General features: G+C 65.3%; 24 protein-coding genes. 14 read left to right on the forward strand and 10 right to left on the reverse strand.

Going from position 1 to position 23,600, the window contains the following annotated elements:
• Positions 1-6 precede the first annotated feature (6 nt).
• From rsfS to ACODS9_RS13960, 3 genes are read right to left on the reverse strand one after another with little or no spacing between them, the layout of a single operon-like run.
• A complete protein-coding gene (rsfS, locus tag ACODS9_RS13950; RefSeq protein ID WP_031315360.1) occupies positions 7-435 on the reverse strand; it encodes a ribosome silencing factor in 429 nt (142 codons plus the stop codon).
• 44 nt (positions 436-479) lie between these two features.
• Complete coding sequence (gene nadD / locus ACODS9_RS13955; RefSeq protein ID WP_489094077.1) at positions 480-1,172, reverse strand: nicotinate-nucleotide adenylyltransferase; 693 nt, start codon at positions 1,170-1,172, stop codon at positions 480-482.
• Positions 1,141-2,412, reverse strand: a complete 1,272-nt coding sequence (locus ACODS9_RS13960) for a glutamate-5-semialdehyde dehydrogenase (protein WP_401109757.1) — start codon at positions 2,410-2,412, stop codon at positions 1,141-1,143. The genes nadD and ACODS9_RS13960 overlap by 32 nt, the downstream gene beginning before the upstream one ends.
• Before the next feature lie 297 nt (positions 2,413-2,709).
• On the opposite strand from ACODS9_RS13960, the gene ACODS9_RS13965 reads away from it, so the two are divergent.
• Positions 2,710-3,402 (forward strand): DNA-3-methyladenine glycosylase, encoded by a 693-nt coding sequence (locus ACODS9_RS13965; RefSeq protein ID WP_401109755.1) that lies wholly within the window; start codon positions 2,710-2,712, stop codon positions 3,400-3,402.
• Positions 3,403-3,405: 3 nt separating this feature from the next.
• Positions 3,406-4,722, forward strand: a complete 1,317-nt coding sequence (locus tag ACODS9_RS13970) for a bifunctional DedA family/phosphatase PAP2 family protein (RefSeq protein WP_094012291.1) — start codon at positions 3,406-3,408, stop codon at positions 4,720-4,722.
• A gap of 54 nt (positions 4,723-4,776) precedes the next feature.
• On the opposite strand, the gene ACODS9_RS13975 is transcribed toward ACODS9_RS13970, so the two are convergent.
• Genes ACODS9_RS13975 through ACODS9_RS13985 form a run of 3 tightly spaced genes read right to left on the reverse strand, consistent with a single transcriptional unit; the run spans position 4,777 to position 6,452 of the window.
• Positions 4,777-5,367, reverse strand: coding sequence for an LON peptidase substrate-binding domain-containing protein (locus ACODS9_RS13975; protein ID WP_489094078.1), 591 nt, complete (start codon positions 5,365-5,367; stop codon positions 4,777-4,779).
• A gap of 9 nt (positions 5,368-5,376) precedes the next feature.
• Entirely contained in the window at positions 5,377-6,093 is a 717-nt protein-coding gene (locus ACODS9_RS13980; protein WP_489094079.1) for an LrgB family protein, read from the reverse strand.
• A complete protein-coding gene (locus ACODS9_RS13985; protein ID WP_046857288.1) occupies positions 6,090-6,452 on the reverse strand; it encodes a CidA/LrgA family protein in 363 nt (120 codons plus the stop codon). The genes ACODS9_RS13980 and ACODS9_RS13985 overlap by 4 nt, the downstream gene beginning before the upstream one ends.
• Positions 6,453-6,603: 151 nt before the next feature.
• Between ACODS9_RS13985 and ACODS9_RS13990 the strand changes: the two genes are divergently transcribed.
• The 3 genes from ACODS9_RS13990 to ACODS9_RS14000 all read left to right on the forward strand — a co-directional run bounded on the left by ACODS9_RS13990 (position 6,604) and on the right by ACODS9_RS14000 (position 9,571).
• Positions 6,604-7,059, forward strand: a complete 456-nt coding sequence (locus tag ACODS9_RS13990; protein ID WP_023631661.1) for a MaoC family dehydratase — start codon at positions 6,604-6,606, stop codon at positions 7,057-7,059.
• 106 nt (positions 7,060-7,165) lie between these two features.
• A complete protein-coding gene (locus ACODS9_RS13995; RefSeq protein ID WP_401109751.1) occupies positions 7,166-8,899 on the forward strand; it encodes a C13 family peptidase in 1,734 nt (577 codons plus the stop codon).
• Positions 8,900-8,926: 27 nt separating this feature from the next.
• Complete coding sequence (locus ACODS9_RS14000) at positions 8,927-9,571, forward strand: oxidoreductase (protein WP_046857291.1); 645 nt, start codon at positions 8,927-8,929, stop codon at positions 9,569-9,571.
• 86 nt (positions 9,572-9,657) lie between these two features.
• Here ACODS9_RS14000 and ACODS9_RS14005 read toward each other — a convergent pair whose 3' ends face one another.
• From ACODS9_RS14005 to ACODS9_RS14020, 4 genes are all read right to left on the reverse strand, one after another.
• Positions 9,658-9,945 carry a YceK/YidQ family lipoprotein gene (locus ACODS9_RS14005; RefSeq protein ID WP_489094080.1) on the reverse strand — a complete coding sequence of 96 codons (288 nt, stop codon included), beginning with the start codon at positions 9,943-9,945 and terminating at the stop codon, positions 9,658-9,660.
• Positions 9,942-10,571, reverse strand: a complete 630-nt coding sequence (gene ubiX / locus ACODS9_RS14010; protein ID WP_011532009.1) for a flavin prenyltransferase UbiX — start codon at positions 10,569-10,571, stop codon at positions 9,942-9,944. The genes ACODS9_RS14005 and ubiX overlap by 4 nt, the downstream gene beginning before the upstream one ends.
• Positions 10,568-11,917: a UDP-N-acetylmuramate:L-alanyl-gamma-D-glutamyl-meso-diaminopimelate ligase gene (gene mpl, locus ACODS9_RS14015; RefSeq protein WP_489094081.1), complete on the reverse strand. Its 1,350-nt coding sequence runs from the start codon at positions 11,915-11,917 to the stop codon at positions 10,568-10,570. Before mpl ends, ubiX begins: the two co-directional genes overlap by 4 nt.
• A gap of 66 nt (positions 11,918-11,983) precedes the next feature.
• Complete coding sequence (locus ACODS9_RS14020; RefSeq protein WP_489094082.1) at positions 11,984-13,903, reverse strand: sigma-54-dependent Fis family transcriptional regulator; 1,920 nt, start codon at positions 13,901-13,903, stop codon at positions 11,984-11,986.
• A gap of 267 nt (positions 13,904-14,170) precedes the next feature.
• On the opposite strand from ACODS9_RS14020, the gene exaC reads away from it, so the two are divergent.
• From exaC to ACODS9_RS14065, 9 genes are all read left to right on the forward strand, one after another.
• Positions 14,171-15,691 carry an acetaldehyde dehydrogenase ExaC gene (gene exaC / locus ACODS9_RS14025; RefSeq protein WP_401109742.1) on the forward strand — a complete coding sequence of 507 codons (1,521 nt, stop codon included), beginning with the start codon at positions 14,171-14,173 and terminating at the stop codon, positions 15,689-15,691.
• Positions 15,692-15,850: 159 nt separating this feature from the next.
• Positions 15,851-17,299: an ethanolamine permease gene (eat, locus tag ACODS9_RS14030; RefSeq protein WP_084941828.1), complete on the forward strand. Its 1,449-nt coding sequence runs from the start codon at positions 15,851-15,853 to the stop codon at positions 17,297-17,299.
• A gap of 49 nt (positions 17,300-17,348) precedes the next feature.
• Positions 17,349-18,743 (forward strand): ethanolamine ammonia-lyase subunit EutB, encoded by a 1,395-nt coding sequence (locus ACODS9_RS14035; protein WP_489094083.1) that lies wholly within the window; start codon positions 17,349-17,351, stop codon positions 18,741-18,743.
• A gap of 8 nt (positions 18,744-18,751) precedes the next feature.
• Positions 18,752-19,570, forward strand: coding sequence for an ethanolamine ammonia-lyase subunit EutC (gene eutC, locus ACODS9_RS14040; protein ID WP_489094084.1), 819 nt, complete (start codon positions 18,752-18,754; stop codon positions 19,568-19,570).
• 107 nt (positions 19,571-19,677) lie between these two features.
• Positions 19,678-20,136, forward strand: a complete 459-nt coding sequence (locus tag ACODS9_RS14045; protein WP_023629652.1) for a GNAT family N-acetyltransferase — start codon at positions 19,678-19,680, stop codon at positions 20,134-20,136.
• 252 nt (positions 20,137-20,388) lie between these two features.
• Positions 20,389-21,036 carry a DedA family protein gene (locus ACODS9_RS14050; RefSeq protein ID WP_401109736.1) on the forward strand — a complete coding sequence of 216 codons (648 nt, stop codon included), beginning with the start codon at positions 20,389-20,391 and terminating at the stop codon, positions 21,034-21,036.
• 7 nt (positions 21,037-21,043) lie between these two features.
• Complete coding sequence (locus ACODS9_RS14055) at positions 21,044-21,859, forward strand: M90 family metallopeptidase (RefSeq protein ID WP_489094085.1); 816 nt, start codon at positions 21,044-21,046, stop codon at positions 21,857-21,859.
• Positions 21,860-21,950: 91 nt separating this feature from the next.
• Entirely contained in the window at positions 21,951-22,478 is a 528-nt protein-coding gene (gene ppa, locus ACODS9_RS14060; protein ID WP_003255365.1) for an inorganic diphosphatase, read from the forward strand.
• Positions 22,479-22,699: 221 nt separating this feature from the next.
• Complete coding sequence (locus ACODS9_RS14065; RefSeq protein ID WP_489094086.1) at positions 22,700-23,398, forward strand: LexA family transcriptional regulator; 699 nt, start codon at positions 22,700-22,702, stop codon at positions 23,396-23,398.
• The last annotated feature ends 202 nt before the right edge of the window (positions 23,399-23,600 follow it).

The following is a 23,600-nucleotide window of genomic DNA, read 5'->3' on the forward strand; positions in this document are numbered from 1 at the left end:
GCTTCCTTATTCCCGGTCCTTGAGCTTGTCGGAGTACTCGTGAGCGTGCTCCGGGCTGTGGTGCTTGCCGTCGTTGGCGCGGCTCTGCTCGGCGCCCAGCCACAGGCGTTCCAGGTCGTAGAACTGGCGGGCGGCGGCGGTCATCATGTGCACGATGACGTCGTTCAGGTCCAGCAGCACCCAGTCGCTGTCGCCCTTGCCTTCTTCACCCAGTGGCTGTGCGCCCTTGGCCTTGACCGCTTCACGGACCTTTTCCAGCATCGCGTTGATCTGGCGGTTGGAAGTACCGGTGGCGATGATCATGTAGTCGGTCAGGCTGTGCTTTTCACGCACGTCGATGACCTGGATGTCCTGGGCCTTGACGTCTTCCAGCGCGGCCTTGGTCAGTTCGACCAGTTCTTCGCCGCTGATGCCGTTGATTTTCTGCTTGGTCATATAAAACTCGTTCAACTCATTGATTGAGGCGCCCATGGGCGCCGTCAGTTGGACGCACGATACAGGTCGTGCGCCTCGATGTAGGCCAGTACTGCGTCCGGCACCAGGAACCGCACCGACTTGCCGCTGGCCAGCAGCTGTCGGATCTGCGTGGCGGACACCGCGAGCGGGGTCTGCCAGACGAACGAAATGTGCCCCGCCGGGCCGGACATGGCGGTGGGATCGCTCTCCGAGCGCGCCGCCAGCAGGTTGCGCAGCTCGTCAGGGGGTTCGACATCGGCATCCGGGCGTTGCAGCACCAGGATGTGACAGTGTTGCAGCAGCTCTTCCCAGCGATGCCAGCTGGGCAGGCCGCAGAATGCGTCCCAGCCCAGCACCAGGAACAACTGGTCGTGCGCGTTCAGTTCGCCGCGGATCGACTCCAGCGTGTCGATGGTGTACGACGGTTTGTCGCGGGCCAGCTCGCGGGCATCCACGCTCAGGCGCTCGACGCCCTGTACGGCGCCGCGCACCATGGCCAGGCGGTCCTGCGCGGCCACCAGCGGAGTGTCGCGGTGCGGCGGCCGGGCGTTGGGCAGCAGGCGCAGTTCGTCCAGGCACATGAATTCGGCCACTTCCAGCGCACTGCGCAGGTGACCGATATGCACCGGGTCGAAGGTGCCGCCGAGAATGCCGACGCGCCGGACTGCGACAGGGTTGCTCAACTCAGCACGGCTCCTGGCCGCGCAGTTGGCCATCGCCGATCACCACGTACTTCTCGCAGGTCAGGCCTTCCAGGCCGACCGGGCCGCGGGCATGCAGCTTGTCGGTGGAGATACCGATTTCCGCGCCCAGACCGTATTCGAAGCCGTCGGCGAAGCAGGTCGGGGTGTTGAGCATGACCGACGCCGAGTCGACCTCGGCCATGAAGCGCCGGGCCTGGCCCTGGTGCTCGGTGATGATCGAATCGGTGTGGTGCGAGCCATAGTGGTTGATGTGCTCGATGGCCTGCTCCAGGCCGTCGACCACGCGAATCGACAGGATCGCGTCAAGATATTCGGTGTGCCAGTCGTCTTCGCTGGCCGGCTTGGCGTCGATGAACGCCCGGGTGCGCTCGCAACCGCGCAGTTCGACGCCCTTGTCCTGGAAACGGCGGGCCATTTCCGGCAGGAAGCGCTCGGCCACCGACTGGTCCACCAGCAGCGTCTCCATGGCGCCGCAGATACCGTAACGGTAGGTCTTGGCGTTGAAGGCAACGCGCCAGGCCTTGTCCAGGTCGGCGTGGGCATCTACGAAGATATGGCAAATACCGTCCAGGTGCTTGATCACCGGTACCCGGGCATCGCGGCTGATGCGTTCGATCAGGCCGCGGCCGCCACGGGGCACGATGACATCGACGAATTCCGGCATGCTGATCAGCGCGCCCACGGCTTCGCGGTCGGTGGTCTCGACCACCTGCACCACTGCCGGCGGCAGGCCGGCCTCGGCCAGGCCCCGCTGGATGCAGGTGGCGATGGCACGGTTGGAATGGATGGCTTCGGAGCCGCCGCGCAGGATGGTGGCGTTGCCCGACTTCAGGCACAGGCTGGCGGCGTCGATGGTCACGTTGGGGCGCGACTCGTAGATGATGCCGATCACCCCCAGCGGCACGCGCATCTTGCCGACCTGGATCCCCGACGGGCGGTAGCTCATGTCGCGGATGGCGCCGACCGGGTCCGGCAGGCTGGCCACCTGGCGCAGGCCGGTGATCATGCCGTCGATGCGCGCCGGGGTCAGCGCCAGGCGCTCGAGCAGCGCGGGTTCCAGGCCGTTCTTGCGGCCATTGGCCAGGTCCTGTTCGTTGGCTGCGGTGAGCGCGTCGCGGGCCGCGTCGAGAGCGTCGGCGGCGGCCTGCAGGGCGCGGTTCTTCTGCGCGGTGCTGGCACGGCCGATCACCCGCGAGGCCTCACGGGCGGCGCGACCCAGGCGGGTCATGTAGTCAAGAACGGACTCGGTCATGGGTTCGGTGTCTTGGCAAAGGGGAAATCGGCTGATTATAACTGGAGCGCTCGGGTACGCCCAGCAGCGGGTGGCGGATGGTAGAAAATGGTTGCCGCCGATACGTAGGAAAGATGTAACCACCCGTATCGAAAATTACATCGCCATGATCGCGGGGCACGCCCGCTGCCACGCCCGGCGCGCCGTCCAGGCTTTAACGCGGGAGCGGGCGTGCCCCGTGATGGGGTCAATCTGATTCAGCCTCGATTAAGCCATTCATTGCTATCATCCCCGCCTTCACAGCCACGAACCGCCCGTATGTCCGCCCCAGCCCCCTGCCCGGCCCGCGCCCTGCCCGACAGTTTCTTCGATCGCGATGCGCAGACCCTCGCCCGCGACCTGCTGGGCAAGGTCATCCGTCACCGCCATGGCGACCTCTGGCTGGCGGCGCGCATCATCGAAACCGAGGCCTACTACCTCACCGACAAGGGCAGCCATGCGTCCCTGGGCTTCACCGAGAAGCGCAAGGCGCTGTTCCTCGATGGCGGGCATATCTACATGTACTACGCCCGCGGCGGCGACTCACTGAACTTCAGCGCCCAGGGCCCGGGCAACGCGGTGCTGATCAAGTCCGCCTATCCCTGGATCGACGCCATCTCCGACGCCAACAGCCTGGCCCGGATGCAACTGAACAACCCCGACGCCAGCGGCAACCTGCGCCCGCCCGAACGCCTGTGCAACGGCCAGACCCTACTGTGCCGGGCCATGGGCCTGAAGGTGCCGCACTGGGATGCCCGGCGTTTCGACCCCGAGCGCCTGTACGTCGAGGATTGCGGCATCGCGGTACCCCGGGTGATCCAGACCACCCGCCTGGGCATACCCCATGGCCGCGACGAACATTTGCCTTACCGCTTCGTCGATGCCGATTACGCCCGCCACTGCACCCGAAACCCGCTGCGACGCGGCCAGGTCGAAGGGCAAGACTTCTTCATGCTTGAACAAGGAAACTGAACCATGGGCCAATGGCTGGACAGCCTGACCACCTGGCTTGGCGCCAACCCTCAGTGGCTGGGCCTGGCAATCTTCCTCGTGGCCTGCGTCGAATGCCTGGCCATCGCCGGCATCATCGTGCCCGGCACCGTGCTGTTGTTCGCGGTCGCCGTGCTGGCCGGCAGCGGCACCTTCAGCCTGGGCGAAACGCTATTGCTGGGTTTCCTCGGTGGCATGCTCGGCGACGCGATCTCTTATGCCATCGGCAAGTACTTCCACCAGAATATCCGCCGCCTGCCGTTGCTGCGCAGCCACCCGGAGTGGATCGGCAGCGCCGAGGCGTACTTCCAGCGCTATGGTATCGCCAGCCTGCTGGTAGGCCGCTTCATCGGCCCGCTACGGCCGATGCTGCCGATGGTCGCCGGCATGTTCGACATGCCGCTGCCGCGCTTCATCGCGGTAAGCCTGGTGGCTGGCGCCGGCTGGTCGGTGGCCTACCTGCTGCCCGGCTGGGCCACCGGCGCGGCGATGCGCCTGCCACTGCCGGAAGGCTTCTGGCTGGACGCGGGGATTGTCATGGGCACCCTGGCGGTGCTGATCGGCCTGAGCCTGAGCACCAGCATCCGCGATCAACGCCACGGCACCCGCCTGATCGCCGCCCTCAGCGGCCTGGCGGTAGCCGCGCTGTTCATCGGCTGGCGCTACTTGAGCGAATTCGACCAGGGCGTGATGACCCTGGTGCAGGAGCACCGCAGCCAGGCCATCGACGGCGCCGTGGTGGTAATTACCCGCCTGGGCGACTTCCGTACCCAGTTCTTCCTCGGTGGCCTGCTCACGGGCCTGTTGCTGCTGGCCCGGCAATGGCGCCATGCGCTGTTCGCCGGCGCGACGCTGATCGGTACAGCCCTGGCCAACGGCACGCTGAAATGGTTGTTCGCCCGCGCCCGCCCCGAGGTGCTGACCGACCCGCTGACCAGCTACAGCATGCCCAGCGGGCATAGCTCGGCATCGTTTGCCTTCTTCCTGGTGCTGGCGGTGCTGGCCGGGCGCGGCCAACCGCCGCGCATGCGCCTGACCTGGGTGCTGCTGGGGTGCATTCCGGCCCTGGCCATCGCGCTGTCGCGGGTATACCTGGGCGCGCACTGGCCGACCGATATCCTTGCTGGCGCGCTGCTGGCATGCTGCGTGTGCGCGCTGAGCCTGACCCTGGTGCAATATCGCCAGCCGCTCACGGCGCTGCCGCAGCGGGTATGGTGGCTGGTGCTGCCAGCGTGTATCGCGTTGCTGACGTTCTTTGCCCTGCACGCGCTGCCCAAGGCGTTGCTGCGCTACCAATACTGACGGCCATCACTGGGCAGCCCGCTCCTGCCGAACATCGGAGCGGGCCTGGATGGCTCAGGCGAACAATTCGCCCTGGATCCGCTCCAGCAACGCCTGGATCGCTTCCAGCCTCAACTGCGGCGAGTCGATTGCCAGCAGGTCGAGCTTGTCCTCTTCCACGAACGGCAACAGGTAGGCCAACTGGTTGGCCAACGCCTGTCGCCCGTCGACATCCCGCGGCATGTCCAGCGCCTCGACCATAGGGTGTTCGCCCAAGGCCAGCAGCAGCGCCAGCAGGTCATCGTCCTGCTCCTGCAGCGGGCCGTCCGCCAGCTCCGACAGCCACTGCACCTCGCCGATCATCAACTGGTCCTTCCGCACCTCGGTGCGCTCGACACGAAAACGCCGCACGCCTTCGACGCGAATGCCCAGCAGGCCGTTGTCCTGCTGCACGAAGTCGCGGATCAGTGCCTCGCAGCCGACCGACGCCACCACCGGCGCCGCCTTGCCCACCTGCTCGCCTTCCAGGATGCATACCACGCCGAAGCCTTCACCCTGCTTCATGCAACGGCCGATCATGTCCAGGTAGCGCGCCTCGAAGATCTGCAGATCGAGCAGGCAACCGGGGAAGAGCACGGTATTGAGGGGAAACAGCGGTAATGTCATCTCGATTCCTCAAGCCACCAGGCTGACCGCCAACGGCAGGAACACCGCCGTGGCCACCCCCATAAGGCTCATCGCCAGCGCGGCGAAGGCGCCGCATTCGTCACTTTCCTGCAAGGCCACCGACGTGCCCACCGCGTGAGCGGTGACGCCCAGCGCCATGCCCCGGGCCTCGGGGCTGAGCACGTCGAAGCGGCTCAGCAGCGCCGGGCCGAAGATCGCGCCGATCACCCCGGTGATCAGCACGAACACCGCGGCCAAGGCCGCCACACCACCAATCTGCTCAGCTACCAGCATGGCGATCGGCGAGGTGACCGACTTTGGCGCCATGGTCATCAGGATCATGTGCTCGGCGCCAAACCACCAGCCCAGCGCCAGGCATGCCACGGTGGCGAACAGGCCTCCGATTACCAGCGTAGTAAATGTCGGCCAGAACAGCTGGCGGATCCGCCGCAGGTTCAGGTAGAGCGGCACTGCCAGGGCCACGGTGGCCGGGCCCAGGAGGATGTTCATGATCTCGGTGCTCTTGCGGTACTCGGTGTAGTCGATGCCGCAGACAAGCAGGATGCCGATCACCACCAGCATCGACACCAGCACCGGTTGCAGGAAGATCCAGCGGGTCTTTTCGTAACCTGCCAGCACCAACTGGTAGGCGGCCAGCGTGATGCCGATACCGAACAGTGGATGGTGGATGACCGCGTCGAGCGCGCCGTGCCAATCGAGGATCATGGCTGCTCCTCGTGCCTGCCCTGGCGCTGGATGAGCTTCTGCATCAGCACGCCGACGAACACCAGGGTCGCCAGGCAGGAGATCAACAGCGCCCCGACGATGGCCCAGAAGTCGGCGGCGATGTCCCTGGCATAGACCATCACCCCCACCGCCGGCGGCACCAGCAGCAGCGGCAGGTAGCGCAGCAGGCTGCCAGCGGCTTCGTTGAGCGGCTGGCCGACTTCGCCACGAACCATCAGGAACACCAGCAGCAGCAACAGGCCGATGATGGGCCCGGGCAGGATGTGCAGGAACAAATGGTTGATCGCCGTTCCCAGCAACTGGAACAGCACCAGCCAGGTCAGACCACGCAACAGCATAGGGACCTCCGTCAGAACATGGCGGCCATTATAAGCACGCTAAGCAATTGCCTATAAGGCGATATTCGGCGAAAAGCGGGCAACTTGACTGAAACGGTGCAGCGTGCTGATCTTGAACATTCGTACCAAATGACAATCTGGAGATGTCGCGATGCCCTATGTACCCGTTACAGAGCTTTCGCAGTACGTTGGCAAGGAGCTGGGCCGTTCCCAATGGCTGAAGATCGACCAAGAACGCATCAACCTGTTCGCCGAAGCCACCGGCGATTTCCAGTTCATCCATGTCGATCCGGTGAAAGCGGCAAAGACCCCGTTCGGCAGCACTATCGCCCATGGTTTCCTTACCCTGTCGCTGATCCCCAAGTTGATGGAGGACATCCTCGTGCTGCCCGAGGGGCTGAAGATGGTGGTCAACTATGGCCTGGACAGCGTGCGCTTCATCCAGCCGGTGAAGGTCGACAGCCAGGTACGACTCAAGGTTGACCTGACCGACGCCACCGAGAAGAAGCCCGGGCAATGGCTGCTCAAGGCCACCGTGACCCTTGAAATCGAAGGCGAAGAGAAACCGGCCTACATCGCCGAGCCACTGTCACTCTGCTTCGTCTGACCACCACACCGCGCCTGGAGCAGACGCACGGGGCGCGCAGCGCCCCAATTCACGGCCTGGCGTATTCTGCGGCATACTCGGCGCATCGTTTTCCCCGGAAGCCGCCATGCGCCCCCTGCTCCCCCTGACCCTGATCCTGCTGCTCGCCGCCTGTGGCGAAGGCGAATCCCTGTCTCCGCCGGACGCGCGCCTGCCCGACGGCGGCCGCTACCGTGGCCAGGTGGTGAACGGCCTGCTGCAGGGCGAGGGGCGCATCGACTACCCCAACGGCAGCTGGTACGCCGGCAGCTTCAAGGACGGCCAGTGGCACGGCCAGGGTGAATGGCACGGCAGCAACGGCGAGGTCTACCGTGGCCAGTTCAGTGAAGGCCTGTTCCAGGGCCTGGGCGACCTGACCACGCCCGGCAGCCACTACGCCGGCACCTTCAAGCATGGCCGCCGGGATGGCGAAGGCACCCTCAAGCAAAACGACCAGACCTACCGCGGCCAGTTCAAGGACGACCAGTACGAAGGCGCGGGGCAGCTGGAGCTGGCTGACGGCAGCCGCTACCAGGGCCTGTTCGCCAAGGGCAAACCGAACGGTGCCGGGGTGCGCAGCGATGCCAGTGGCAACCAGTTCAGCGGGCACTTCATCGATGGCCAGCTACAGGGTGCCGGCACCTACGACAGCGCCGACGGCGAACAGTACATCGGCGAGTTCAAGGATAATCGCCTCGAGGGCCGTGGCCGCTACGAGAGCACCGACGGCGACGTCTGGATCGGCGACTTCAAGGACGGATCGCTTGCCGGCCAGGGCGAACTGCTGGGCAGCGACGGCAGCCGCTACAAGGGTGGCTTCCGTGACTGGCGCTTCGCTGGCACCGGCACCTTGCAACTGGCCGACGGTAGCCAGTATGTCGGCGGTTTCGCCGACGATGCCTACCACGGGCGTGGCAAGCTGACCCACCCGGACGGTCGCAGCGAAGCCGGTACCTGGGTCAACGGCGTGCGCGTGCGCGACGCCCAGGGCAAGCTTTTGCCCGACCCGCTCGACCTGGCCCTGCTCAACCAGGGCAAGCTGCTGGCCGAAGCGCTGGCCAAGGTGCCGGCGTCAGTCCCGCCAGTGCAGTTGTACAGCCTGGTGGTGGCCGGCGACGGCCAGCAGAGCGTGTTCCTGCGCGAGGCCGACTATGTCAGCAACATGCTCAAGGTGCGTTTCGGCGCCCATGGCCAGATCACCTTGGTCAACCATCGCGACCATCTGGCCGACCGGCCCATGGCCACCCGCGAGAATATTACCCGCGCTGCCCGCACCCTGGCCGAGCGCAGCGGCCCCGAGGACCTGGTGTTCATCTACCTGACCAGCCATGGCAGCCACGACCACCAACTGGTGCTCGACCAGCCACGCCTGCAACTGGCCGACCTCTCCGCCGACGAGCTGGCCAGCGCCCTCGCCCCGCTGAAGGACCGCGACAAGGTGATCGTCATCTCCGCCTGCTACTCCGGTGGCTACATCGCCCCACTCAAGGACGACCGCACCCTGGTCATGACCGCCGCCCGGCCTGACCGGGTGTCATTCGGCTGTTCGGAAGAGGCCGACTTCACCTACTTCGGCGACGCCCTGTTCGCCCAGGCATTGAACCAGACCGACGATCTGAAACAGGCGTTTGAACTGGCGCGGCAAAGCGTTGCCGAACGAGAACGAAGGGAAGGTTTCGAAGCCTCTGAGCCGCAGCTCTGGGCGCCGCCGGCGGTGATCAGCCACTGGCAGCGCCTGCGCCGCCAACAAGCCGAGCAAGCCCTGCGCAATGAAGCCCAGCCAGCCTCGGGGGATCAGGCAAAAAACCCTGGCGCCCACTAAGCTGTGTAGTAACGAGGGAGAGACACCATGTACCTGACGCCTCAGCATGTCCTGCTTGCCGGTGCCACGGGTCTGACAGGTGAACACCTGCTCGACCGCCTGCTCAACGAGCCCACCATCAGCCGCGTGCTGGCGCCGACCCGCCGCCCGCTGGCCGAGCATCCACACCTGGAAAACCCGGTGGGTGACCCGGCCATGTTTCTCCCGCAACTGGCCGGCCGTGTCGACATCGCCTTCTGCTGCCTGGGCACCACCCTCAAGCAGGCCGGCTCCGAGACGGCCTTCCGCGCCGTGGACCTGGACATGGTCGTGGCCTTCAGCAAGCGCGCCCGGGAGTTGGGCGCCCGCCACCTGCTGGTGATCAGCGCCCTGGGCGCCGATGCGAAGTCGTCGATCTTCTACAACCGGGTCAAGGGCGAGATGGAGGAAGCCCTCAAGCAGCAGGATTGGCCGCAATTGACCATCGTGCGACCTTCACTGTTGCTGGGCGAGCGGATCGAGCCACGGCTGGGTGAGCGCATGGCGGCACCGTTCGCCCGCCTAATACCGGGCAAGTACCGCGGCATCGAGGCTTGCACCCTGGCCCGGGCGCTGTGGCGCCTGGCGTTGGAGGAGGAGGACGGGATTCGCGTGGTCGAGTCGGACGAGTTGCGCAAGCTGGGCAAGAAGTAAGGCATCAAGCCCGCTCCCACGCTACGGGCTATCGCTCAAGGGCGTGGGAGCGGCGGTTCGCCGCTGCGACTTGCCCCGCGATGCTTTTAAAACCCACCGGTAGCGTTGAACCCCACCCCCGCCGCCGTCAATAACGACAACGGCAGCAGCAAGGTATCAAGCAACGCGCTCCCAGGCAGGTCCAGCCCCGGATAGGCCGGTGCCTCGGCCCCGAAGCGATCTTCTGGGCAGCACCCGCCATTGATCACGTACAGGTCAAGCCGTGTCCCGGCATACACCACCGGCGCCCCGGGCTTGTTGGCATCCAGGGTGCGCACCGTGGCGCAGCCACCGAGCTGGGCCAGCACCAGCAACCCCAGCACAAACCGCCTCAATCATCGACTCCATGATGATGCTCGCCCCAGCGCGGCAGCATGTCCTGCGGGATATTCAGCAGGTTCAGGATGCGTGCCACGACGAAGTCGACCAGGTCGTCAATGGTCTGCGGCTGGTGGTAGAAGCCCGGCGCCGCCGGCAGGATCACCGCGCCCATCTGCGACAGCTTGAGCATGTTCTCCAGGTGGATGGTCGAGAATGGTGCCTCGCGCGGAACCAGGATCAACTGACGACGCTCCTTGAGGGTCACGTCAGCCGCCCGCTCGATCAGGTTGTTGCAGGCACCGGTGGCAATCGCCGACAGGGTGCCGGTGGAGCACGGCACCACCACCATCGCCGCCGGCGCGCCGGAGCCCGAGGCCACCGGCGACATCCAGTCTTCCTTACCATACACGCGGATCTGCCCGTCGGCCGCGCCGGTGTACTCGGTCAGGAACGCCTGCATGGCCTGGGGCTTGGCTGGCAACACCACGTCGGTTTCTGTAGCCATCACCAGTTGCGCGGCCTTGGAGATGAGGAAATGCACCTCGCGGTCCTCACGCACCAGGCAATCGAGCAGGCGCAGGCCATACTGCGCCCCGGAGGCGCCTGTCATGGCCAGGGTGATGCGTTCCGGCCCGCTCACTTCAGCGCCTCGGCCAGCTTGCCGTGCAGGCCGCCGAAGCCTCCGTTGCTCATGATCACCACATGGGTGCCCGGGCGGGCCTGGCCCTTGATCCGTTCGATGATCGCCTCGAGGCTGTCGGCGACCACACTCGGCACCTTGCACTGCGCGGCGGTGCCGGCCAGGTCCCAGCCCAGGTTGGGCGGTGCATACCAGATCACCTGGTCGGCGTCGTTGACGCTTTCCGGCAGGCCGTCGCGATGCGCGCCCAGCTTCATGGAGTTGGAACGCGGCTCGATCACCGCGATCACTGGCGCCTCGCCAACGCGCTTGCGCAGGCCATCGAGGGTGGTGGCGATGGCGGTCGGGTGGTGGGCGAAGTCGTCATAGATGGTCACGCCCTGAACCTCGGCAACCAGTTCCATGCGGCGCTTGACGCTCTTGAACCCGCTCAGGCCTTCGATACCCATGGCCGGCGCCACGCCGACATGGCGGGCGGCGGCCAGGGTGGCCAGGGCGTTGGCGACGTTGTGCTGGCCGGTCAGCGCCCAATCCACCACGCCTTGCGCCTGGCCTTCGAACAGCACTTCGAAACGCGAGCCATCGGCGCTGAGCAGGCGCGCCTGCCACTGACCACCCTCGCCCGTGGTCTGCACCGGGGTCCAGCAGCCCATGCCGATGACGCGCTCCAGTGCCTGCTCGGTGGTTGGGTGAATGACCAGGCCCTCACTGGGAATGGTGCGAACCAAGTGGTGGAACTGCCGCTCGATGGACGCAAGGTCGGGGAAGATGTCCGCGTGATCGAACTCGAGATTGTTGAGGATCGCGGTGCGCGGATGGTAGTGCACGAACTTGGAGCGCTTGTCGAAGAAGGCGCTGTCGTACTCGTCGGCCTCGACCACGAAGAACGGCGTATCGCCCAGGCGCGCCGACACCGAGAAGTTCTGCGGCACGCCGCCGATCAGGAAGCCCGGGCTCATGCCGGCGTGTTCCAGCACCCAGGCCAGCATGCTGCTGGTAGTGGTCTTGCCATGGGTGCCGGCCACGGCCAGTACCCAGCGCCCCTGCAATACATGGTCGGCCAGCCACTGCGGGCCCGATACGTACGGCAGGCCCTTGTTCAGCACGTACTCCACCGCCGGGTTGCCCCGCGACATGGCGTTGCCGATCACCACCAGATCCGGTGCCGGCTCCAGCTGGGCCGGATCGTAGCCTTGGGTCAGCTCGATGCCCTGGGCTTCGAGCTGGGTGCTCATCGGCGGATACACGTTGGCGTCGGAGCCGGTGACACGGTGGCCAAGGTCCTTGGCCAGCACCGCCAGCGAACCCATGAAAGTGCCGCAAATACCGAGAATATGAATGTGCATGATCGACCTCGCAAAACGTCGAGGCAGGGTAGCCCAGGGCGAGGGAAATCGCACCCGCTGTTTCGCTCAGCAGGCCTTGGCTATGCCATGTTTGCGCAGTTTTCGATACAAGGTATTGCGGCTGATGCCCAGGTGCTCGGCGACGCGGGTCATGTGCCAGTGGTTTGCCTCCAGGGCGCTGAGCAAGGCCTGGCGTTCGGCATCGCCAAGACACACACGACCATCGTGGGAGCGAGCTTGCCCCGCGATGGCGTTGGCAGGCCCCACTCCCACATTGCGCACCATTTGCGGGAGGTCCGGATACTCGATCCGCCCCTCCTCGCACAACGCCACCAACGTGCGCAGCACATTGCGCAACTGCCGCACGTTCCCTGGCCAGGCAAAGTCCAGCAACGCTTGTCGTGCTTTCGGTTCGATTTCGATGACCTGTCCTTCGGCCTCCTGCGCCAGCAGGAAGTCCAGCAGCGGCGCCTTGTCGCTGCGCTCGCGCAGCGCCGGCAGGGCCACCTCCAGGCCATTGAGGCGGTAATAGAGGTCTTCGCGGAACCCGCCTTGCGCCACCCGCTCCAGCAAGTCACGGTGGGTGGCGCTGATGATCCGCACATCCACCGCCTGCGGCTCACCACCGATCGGCACCACCTGGCGCTCTTCCAGTACCCGCAGCAAGCGAGTCTGCAGCGCCAACGGCATGTCGCCGATCTCATCCAGCAGCAAGGTGCCGCCATCGGCCTGCAGCAGCTTGCCGCGCATGCCTTCCTTGCGCGCACCGGTGAAGCTGCCACCGCGATAGCCGAACAGCTCGCTCTCGATCAGGCTCTCCGGGATCGATGCGCAATTGATCGCCACGAATGGCTTGTCACGGCGTGCGCTGGCTTGGTGCACCGCCTGGGCAAAGGCCTCCTTGCCGCAACCGGTTTCGCCGCGCAACAGCAGCGGCACGTCACGCTCGAACACTCGCACGGCGCGACGGAAGTCCTCGCGCAAGGCCGGATCGAGCAGGCAGATGCCCGGCGCAGCGGTCTGAGGCAAGGCCACCGGCACCGACCACACCGGCGCCCGCGCCTGACCACGCAGGCTGGCGAATACCTGACGACCGTCGCGGGTGTGCAGCGGCCAGGCAGTACTGCCCTGGAGAGTGGCGCGGCTGAACATTTCATCGTGGCTGCAGGCGAAGAACCTGTCCAATGGCTTGCCCAGCACGCCACCGCGAATGGTCCCCAGCAGGTTCAACGCACTCTGGTTGGCGGCGCAGATCCGCCCGTCGCCATCGAAGGCCAGCAGGCCCTCGCTGAACAGCCCGACCGACTCGGCCTGCAAATGGAAACGCAGTAGCCATTGCTGCTCGAAGTGGCGCAGGAAGTAGCAGCTCTCGATCATCTTCGCCGACAGGTTGACCAGCGCCATGGTGTGAAACTGGCTCTGGCGCGAGACATCGGGCCGCGCCGACGACACATCGAGTACCGCCAGCAACTCGCCATGTGGGTCGAACACCGGGCTGGCCGAGCAGGTCAGCCCGGTATGGCGGCCACGGAAGTGCTCGTCCTGGTGAATGGTCAGGGCCTGGCGCTCGACCAGGCAGGTACCGATACCGTTGGTGCCCTCGCGGGCCTCGCTCCAGTCGGCGCCGAGCCACAGCCCGGCACGCTCGAAGATGCGCCGCTCGCTGGGCGCGGTGACGCAGTTGAGGATCACCCCGCGAGCATCGGTCAGCAGCACCGCGTGCCCGGCACCGGACAATTGCTGATGCAGGCTGTTCATCTCGTTGTCGGCGATCTGCAGCACCTGGCGCAAGCGCTCGCGGCTCTCCAGCAGGCGGCCGTGCTCGAGCACCACCGGTGCCTGGACCCGCGCGGGGTCGAGGTGATAGTCCTCCAGGCAACGCAGCCAGGAGCGGGCGATGGACGGGTCGCTGCCCGGCCCGCTGGTCTGGCCTTGGGCGACCGTGAGCACTTGCTGGGCATGGCGGCTGAACGGATTGCTCTGCATTTCTTGTTGTTCTCCGCAGATAGAGCGTGCCGTCAGCATCCTCCAGGCGTGGACGCTTTGCAACGTTGCACCGACCCTGCGGTCACGGCCTGTGTCGCAAAGGGTACAAAGTGTCACCCTGGCCGTGCCGAGGCTGGCACAGGTCATTTCGATAGCGGCGCCGTCCTTGACCCAAGTCATTGATACACAAGGGCCTCCAGGCACTGGCCCGACCTTTGCTCTACGCTTGGTAACTCCGCAACAATCACAACGACCAGGAGACACATCATGCGTTATGCACATCCCGGCACCGAAGGCGCGAAGGTCAACTTCAAGAGCCGCTACGGCAACTACATCGGTGGTGAGTTCGTGGCGCCGGTGAAGGGGCAGTATTTCGAGAACACCTCCCCGGTCAACGGCAAGCTGATCGCCGAGTTCCCCCGCTCCACCGCCGAAGACGTCGAAAAGGCCCTCGACGCGGCCCACGCCGCCGCCGATGCCTGGGGCCGCACTTCGGTGCAGGACCGCTCCAACGTCCTGCTGCGCATCGCCGACCGCATCGAACAGAACCTCGAGCTGCTGGCCATCACCGAAACCTGGGACAACGGCAAGCCGATCCGCGAGACCCTCAACGCCGATATCCCGCTGGCAGTCGATCACTTCCGCTACTTCGCCGGCTGCATCCGCGCCCAGGAAGGCGGCGCCGCCGAAATCAACGAAACCACCGTGGCCTACCACATCCATGAGCCGCTGGGCGTGGTCGGGCAGATCATCCCGTGGAACTTCCCGCTGCTGATGGCCGCCTGGAAGCTTGCCCCGGCCCTGGCCGCCGGCAACTGCGTGGTGCTCAAGCCCGCCGAACAGACCCCGCTGGGCATCACCGTGCTGATGGAACTGATCGGCGACCTGCTGCCCAAGGGCGTGCTCAACGTGGTGCAAGGCTACGGACGTGAAGCGGGCGAGGCCCTGGCCACCAGCAAGCGCATCGCCAAGATCGCCTTCACCGGCTCCACTCCGGTGGGCGCGCACATCATGAAATGCGCCGCCGAGAACATCATCCCGTCCACCGTCGAACTGGGCGGCAAGTCGCCGAACGTGTACTTCGAGGACATCATGCAGGCCGAGCCGAGCTTCATCGACAAGGCGGCCGAAGGCATGGTGCTGGCGTTCTTCAACCAGGGCGAGGTGTGCACCTGCCCGTCGCGTGCCCTGGTGCAGGAATCGATCTACCCGCAGTTCATGGAAGTGGTGATGAAGAAGGTGCTGCAGATCAAGCGCGGCGACCCACTGGACACCGACACCATGGTCGGCGCCCAGGCCTCGCAGCAGCAGTTCGAGAAGATCCAGTCCTACCTCAAGATCGCCCAGGAAGAGGGCGCCGAGCTGCTTACCGGCGGCAAGGTGGAGCAACTTGAAGGCGCGCTGGCCAGCGGTTACTACATCCAGCCGACCCTGCTCAAGGGCAATAACAAGATGCGCGTGTTCCAGGAGGAGATCTTCGGCCCGGTGGTCAGCGTCACCACCTTCAAAGACGAAGCCGAGGCCCTGGCGATTGCCAACGACACCGAGTTCGGACTGGGCGCCGGCGTGTGGACCCGCGACATCAACCGCGCCTATCGCATGGGCCGCGGCATCAAGGCAGGCCGCGTGTGGACCAACTGCTACCACCTGTACCCGGCGCATGCCGCGTTCGGTGGCTACAAGAAGTCCGGCGTCGGCCGTGAAACCCACAAGATGATGCTCGACCACTACCAGCAGACCAAGAACCTGCTGGTGAGCTACGACATCAATCCGCTGGGCTTCTTCTAAGTTCGGCTCATCGCGGGGCGACCCGACTTGCCCCGCGATGAGGCCTGTCAGACCAGCGCGGCTCGCGTGCACGAGCCGCTCTGGCCCGCTTCCTGCAAAACGAATCACCAGTAGCCGGCAGTCCCTCCGGCAACCTAAGAAAAACAACAGGTGAACCCTATGCCAAGCGATCATTCCGGCAGCGCGCCGGCGAGTTCCTCCGTCGACTTCGAAAAGGTCGGCTCGGACTATTTCCAGCAACGTGAACTGAAGAAAGGCGCCGCCGGCTGGGTCCTGCTGGTGGGCCTGGGCGTGGCCTATGTGATCTCCGGCGACTACGCCGGCTGGAACTTCGGCCTGGCACAAGGCGGCTGGGGCGGCATGTTCCTCGCCACCCTGCTGATGGCCACCATGTACCTGTGCATGTGCTTCTCCCTGGCGGAACTGTCGTCGATGATCCCCACCGCCGGCGGCGGCTACGGCTTTGCCCGCAGCGCCTTCGGCCCCTGGGGCGGCTTCCTCACCGGCACGGCGATCCTCATCGAGTACGCCATCGCACCCGCAGCCATCGCCGTGTTCATCGGTGCCTACTGCCAGTCGCTGTTCGGCATCGGCGGCTGGATGATCTACCTGGCCTTCTACATCGTGTTCATCGGCATCCACATCTTCGGCGTCGGCGAGGCGCTGAAGCTGATGTTCATCATCACCGCGGTTGCCGCCATCGCCCTGGCCGTGTTCCTGATCGGCATGGTGCCGCATTTCGATGCAGCGAACCTGTTCGACATCGCCAAGACCGACGCCGTCGGCGCCAGCAGCTTCCTGCCGTTCGGCTATGTCGGTGTCTGGGCGGCGATCCCCTATGCGATCTGGTTCTTCCTCGCGGTCGAAGGCGTGCCACTGGCCGCCGAAGAGACCAAGAACCCGAAGCGTGACCTGCCCCGTGGCCTGATCGGCGCGATGCTGGTGCTGCTGGCCTTCGCCTTGTTGATCCTCGTGGTCGGCCCCGGTGGCGCCGGTTCCGAAGCCCTCAAGGCCTCGGGCAACCCGCTGGTCGAGGCGCTGTCGAAGGCCTACGGCGGTTCGACCTGGATGGGCGGCTTCGTCAACCTGGTGGGCCTGGCCGGCCTGATCGCCAGCTTCTTCTCGATCATCTACGCCTATTCGCGGCAGATCTTCGCTCTCTCCCGCGCCGGCTACCTGCCACGCAAACTGTCCGAGACCAACAAGAGCAAGGCCCCGGTACTGGCCCTGGTGATCCCCGGGATCATCGGCTTCGCCCTGTCGCTGACCGGCCAGGGCGACCTGCTGATCCTGGTGGCGGTGTTCGGCGCCACGCTGTCCTACGTGCTGATGATGGCCGCGCACATCACCCTGCGTATCCGCCGCCCGAAAATGGAGCGTCCGTACCGCACCCCCGGCGGCATCTTCACCTCGAGCGTGGCCCTGGTACTGGCCTGTATCGCCGTGGTCGCCGGCTTCCTGGTCGATCCGCGGGTGGTGATTGGCGCCGCGGTGATCTATGCAGTATTAATTGCCTACTTTGCGTTCTACAGCCGCCACCACCTGGTGGCCGGTACACCGGAAGAGGAATTCGCCGCGATCCAGAAGGCCGAAGAGGCCCTGCACTGATTGCCGACTTGCGCCGCAGGCCAGCCCTGCGGCGCCCTGGAGATTCTGTATGGTAAGTTTCACGCATACCGTGGGCCACCAGGTCTACCGCTTCGACAGCCTCAAGGAGGTAATGGCCAAGGCCAGCCCGGCACGCTCGGGCGACTACCTGGCCGGCGTCGCCGCCAGCAACGACGGCGAGCGGGTGGCCGCGCAGATGGCCTTGGCCAACATCCCGCTCAAGCACTTTCTCAGCGAAGCGCTGATCCCCTACGAACAGGACGAAGTCACCCGCCTGATCATCGACACCCACGATGCCGCGGCCTTCGCCGCGGTCAGCCACCTGACCGTCGGCGGCTTGCGCGACTGGCTGCTCAGCGACAAGGCCGACGAACACAGCCTCAGGGCCCTGGCCCCCGGCTTGACGCCGGAAATGGCCGCGGCGGTGTCGAAGATCATGCGCGTGCAGGACCTGGTGCTGGTGGCGCAGAAGATCCGCGTGGTCACCGCGTTCCGCGGCACCATGGGGCTGCGCGGGCGGCTGTCGACCCGCCTGCAGCCCAACCACCCCACCGACGAGCCGGCCGGTATCGCCGCGAGCATTCTCGACGGCCTGCTGTACGGCAACGGTGATGCGATGATCGGCATCAACCCGGCCACCGACAGCATCGCCTCGATCTGCGCGCTGCTGGAAATGCTCGATGCGATCATCCAGCGTTACGACATCCCCACCCAGTCCTGCGTGCTGACCCACGTCACCACCTCGATCGAGGCGATCAACCGCGGCGTGCCGCTGGACCTGGTGTTCCAGTCCATCGCCGGCACCGAGGCAGCCAACGCCGGCTTCGGCATCAACCTCAACGTGTTGCAGGAGGGCTACGAGGCCGGCCTGTCACTCAAGCGCGGCACGGTCGGGCAGAACCTGATGTACTTCGAGACCGGCCAGGGCAGCGCCCTGTCGGCCAACGCCCACCACGGCGTCGACCAGCAGACCTGCGAAACCCGCGCCTATGCGGTGGCCCGGCACTTCAAGCCGTTCCTGGTCAACACCGTGGTCGGCTTCATTGGCCCTGAGTACCTGTACAACGGCAAGCAGATCATCCGCGCCGGCCTCGAGGACCACTTCTGCGGCAAGCTGCTGGGCGTGCCAATGGGCTGCGACATCTGCTACACCAACCACGCCGAAGCCGACCAGGACGACATGGACACCCTGCTGACCCTGCTGGGCGTGGCCGGGATCAACTTCATCATGGGCATCCCCGGCTCCGACGACATCATGCTCAACTACCAGACCACCTCGTTCCACGACGCGCTCTATGCCCGCCAGACCCTGGGCCTCAAGCCCGGGCCGGAATTCGAGGCGTGGCTGGAACGTACCGGTATCTTCACCCAGGCCGATGGCCGCATCCGCTTCGGCGACAACCTGCCGGCGGCCTTCCGCCAGGCCCTGGCACAGCTGGCCTAGAGGTGAGCATGGAACGACACACCCCCACCCCCGACAACCCCTGGCTGGCCCTGCGCAACCTGACGCCGGCACGCATCGCCCTGGGCCGTACCGGTATCAGCCTGCCGACCGGCGCCCAACTGGACTTCCAGTTCGCCCATGCCCAGGCCCGCGACGCCGTGCACCTGCCCTTCGACCACGTCGGCCTGCGCCAGCAACTCAGCGACCGCGGGCGCGACAGCCTGCTGCTGCACAGCGCCGCCAGCGACCGCCACCAGTACCTGCAACGCCCGGACCTGGGTCGGCGCCTGCACGAGGACTCGGCCCAATGCCTGCGCGAGCACGCCCAGGCCAACCCAGGCGGTGTCGACCTGGCCATCGTTGTTGCCGATGGCCTGTCGGCGCTGGCCGTGCACCGCCACACCCTGCCCTTCCTGAGCCGTTTCGAGGAGCAGGCCGCCGCCGATGGCTGGAGCAGCGCCCCGGTTGTCCTGGTGGAGCAAGGTCGGGTCGCGGTGGCCGACGAAGTGGGTGAACTGCTCGGCGCGCGCATGACGGTGATGCTGATCGGCGAACGCCCAGGCCTGAGTTCACCCGACAGCCTGGGCCTGTATTTCACCTACGCGCCGAAGGTCGGCCTGACCGACGCCTACCGCAACTGCATCTCCAATGTACGCCTGGAAGGCCTGAGCTACGGCATGGCCGCTCATCGCCTGCTGTACCTGATGCGCGAGGCCTGCAGGCGCCAGCTGTCGGGGGTGAATCTGAAGGACGAAGCCGAGGTCCATAGTATCGACAGCGAAGATTCTGCCGGGAAAAGCGGAAACTTCCTGCTCGGTGAAGGGTAAAAAACATGTCACCGAAGGCGGATTGCGCTTCTAGCCTGCTTTAGGCAGCATGCCAGTGGACGCTGCTGGCAATCCGCCGTATTCCCAATGGACTCAGAGGCCCGCCCATGCGCATCATCCAGGCAACCTTGGAACACCTTGACCTGCTCACCCCGCTGTTCGTGAAATACCGCGAGTTCTATGGGCAACTGCCTTACCCGGACAGTTCGCGGGCCTTCCTCGAGAAGCGCCTCAAGCGCAAGGAATCGATCATCTACCTGGCCCTGCCGGATGATGGCGATGACCGCCTGATGGGCTTCTGCCAGCTCTACCCGAGCTTCTCGTCGCTGTCGCTCAAGCGCGTGTGGATCCTCAACGATATCTATGTGGCCGAAGACTCGCGGCGCATGCTGGTAGCCGACAACCTGATGCGCGAGGCCAAGAAGATGGCCAAGAAATCCAACGCCGTGCGCATGCGCGTGTCCACCAGCAGCGACAACGAGGTGGCGCGCAAGACCTATGAATCCATGGGCTTTCGCAAAGACACCGAGTTCGAGAACTACATCCTGCCGATCAGCCAGGATTGAGCAAGCCACGTACCATGGGAGCGGGCTTGTCCCGCGATGGCCCCAGCGCGGGGCAAGCCCGCTCCCACGCACGCGATCACGCAGTCGTAACCCCTCGCTACAAACTCTCCGGGCACAATCCGGACTTCGCCGTATAATCCCCCTCCTGTCATGTGCGAAAAGTTACCGGCACAACCGGTAAACCCTCCCCAACCATGGCGCTGTCCGTCATCGCGTGCCCGTGGAAGCGGGTCAAGAACACAGGTGCTGTACATGGATTTCAACCCGCTGGACCTCATCCTGCATCTCGATGCCTACCTCGATCTGCTGGTCAACAACTACGGTCCCTGGATCTACGCCATCCTCTTCGCCGTGATCTTCTGCGAGACCGGCCTGGTGGTCATGCCGTTCCTGCCGGGTGACTCGCTGCTGTTCATCGCCGGCGCCGTGGCCGCCGGTGGCGGGATGGACCCGGTACTGCTGGCCGGCCTGCTGATGGCCGCGGCAATCCTCGGCGACAGCACCAACTACGTGATCGGGCGCACGGCGGGCGAACGCCTGTTCCGCAACCCCAACTCGAAGATTTTCCGCAAGGACTACCTGCAGCGCACCCACGAGTTCTACGAGCGCCATGGCGGCAAGACCGTCACCCTGGCGCGCTTCCTGCCGATCCTGCGTACCTTCGCGCCGTTCGTCGCCGGTATCGCCCACATGCACTACCCGCGCTTCCTGACCTTCAGCGTGGCCGGCTCGCTGCTGTGGGTGGGCGGCCTGGTGACCCTGGGCTACTTCTTCGGCAACGTGCCGTTCATCAAGCAGCACCTGTCGCTGATGGTGGTGGCGATCATCCTGCTGTCGCTGATACCGATGATCCTTGGCCTGCTGCGCGGCCGCTTCGGTCGCACGGCCAAGGCCCACTGACCTGGGCATGTGGTCGTTCAGCGCCTGGCGGCGCCGGCGCACCCTGGCCCGCTATCCGGTCGATCCACAGCTGTGGCAGGTTATCCGTGATCGCCTGCCGCTGCTCGACGGCATCAGCGACGAAGAAGACCGCTGGTTGCGTGACGCCTGCGTGCTGTTCCTGCACGACAAGCACCTGACCACCCTGCCCGGCGTCGAGCTGGACGACGAGCAGCGCCTGTTCCTCGCCGCCCAGGCCCAGCTGCCGCTGCTGCACCTGGGCGAACTGAACTGGTACCAGGGCTTCCACGAGATCATCCTCTACCCGGACGACTTCAAGAGCCCCCAGCGCCACCGCGACAGCAGCGGGGTCGAGCATGTCTGGGACGCCGAGCACAGCGGCGAAGCCTGGCAGCAGGGGCCGGTGATCCTTGCCTGGCCCGGCGTCCTGAGCAGTGGCGGCTGGGAGGCCTACAACCTGGTCATCCACGAACTGGCGCACAAGCTGGACATGCTCAACGGCGATGCCAACGGCCTGCCGCCCTTGCACAACGGCATGCGCGTGGAGGACTGGGCCCAAGCCATGCAGCAGGCCTACGACGAGCTGAACCGCCAGCTCGACGCCAACCCCGACGCCGAGACGGCCATCGACCCCTATGCCGCGGAAAACCCGGCCGAGTTCTTCGCCGTCACCAGCGAATACTTCTTCAGCGCTCCCGACCTGCTGCATGAGGCCTACCCGAAGGTCTACCAACAGATGTCGCTGTTCTACCGTCAGGATCCGCTGGGCCGCCTGGCACGCCTGCAGGCCGAGCACCCGGACTACCGCGCCAGCCACGGCTGAAAGCCGCGCATCAGGCCGGGCGTGGCACCCAATGTGGGAATGTGCCTATAATCGCCGCCACTTTTTTGATCAAACACGGGGGCATTGCCCAATGAGCTACAGCAAGATTCCAGCCGGCAAAGACCTGCCGAACGACATCTACGTCGCCATCGAGATCCCGGCCAACCACGCGCCGATCAAGTACGAGATCGACAAGGACAGCGACACCCTGTTCGTCGACCGCTTCATGGCCACCCCGATGTTCTACCCGGCCAACTACGGTTTCATCCCCAACACCCTGGCCGACGACGGTGATCCGCTGGACGTGCTGGTCGTGACCCCGTACCCGGTCGCCCCAGGCTCGGTGATCCGCGCCCGTCCGGTTGGCGTGCTGAACATGACCGACGACGGCGGCGGCGACGCCAAGGTCATCGCCGTTCCTCACGACAAGCTGTCGCAACTGTATGTCGACGTGAAGGAATACACCGACCTGCCTGCCCTGCTGATCCAGCAGATCGAGCACTTCTTCGCGAACTACAAGGATCTCGAAAAGGGCAAGTGGGTCAAGATCGAAGGCTGGGAAGGCGCCGACGCCGCCCGCGCCGCGATCACCAAGTCGGTCGCAGCCTACAAGGGCTGAACCTGACACGAAGAAAACCCTGCTCCGGCAGGGTTTTTTTATGGGCGCCATCAGCCACCCGGCGGCGGGCCTGAGGCAGCGTTTTGGCTCTGCAATTGGGCGTCATATCGAATCGTCCTACCCGATCCTCAGCAACCGCCTACAAACCGCCACGTTTCCTACAAATACCCTCGACATCGGGTTGATTTCCACACCGTTCGACGGGCGATAGACTCGCCATCATGAAAACATCCGGTGACCGTCTCAAAGCCCTCCTGCTGGAGTGCAACCTGACCCCTTCCGACTTTGCCGCGCAGCGCAGGATCACGCCGCAGCACGTCAACAACTGGTTCAAACGCGGCGTGCCCCTGGCCCGGCTCGAGGAACTGGCCGACCTGTTCTGCGTACGCAAGCGCTGGCTGCGCAGTGGCGAAGGCCCGAAGCATCCGACCCCGCTTGTCTGCGCACGCCCCGCCTCTTCGGCCCCCCCCTTGCCGCCGCCACTACTGGCCCTGGACACTGACATGGCGCATCTGCCCCTGCATCACGTGGAGCAAGGTCGCCTGCAAGCCCTGCCTGGGCACTACCAGCCGCTTCCCCGCCGGGCCTTGGAGGCCGTGCAGGTCTCTGCGGAGAAAGCCATCTGCCTCGGCATGCCGGGCAACAACATGGCTCCCTTGCTGCCCCAAGGCACCCTGCTGGCCATCGACTGCGGCTTTACCCGCATCGTGGAGGGCGAGTGCTATGCGCTGCTGCACAATGGCCGCCTGCGTGTTCAGCGCCTCTCCGTTGGCCAGAACGGCACGCTGTGCCTGCACAGCCATGACCGCCTCAACCACCCCAGCGAACGCTACACCGCCTATCAACGCCGCGTGCAGAAGCTGGAAATCCTCGGCTGGGTGTTCTGGTGGTCATGCCTGCACCCTGCGCGTCCAGGCTGAAACACCTCGCACCACTTTTTGCTGGGCAGGTGCCCCGCACACGGGTATGCTACGCGGCACATCATGCCCCCTGATGGTGCAAGCCGCATTCCAGAGGGCCTGGCGACGCCTCACACAGCCGTCCGCCATCTTTTTCAGGCCATGTTGCCAACCGTTTAAGGCGGTTGCGGCTTATCAAAAATGAGCCAAGACCGTCCCCGAG

It is taken from the genome of Pseudomonas sp. FG36 (assembly GCF_057809275.1).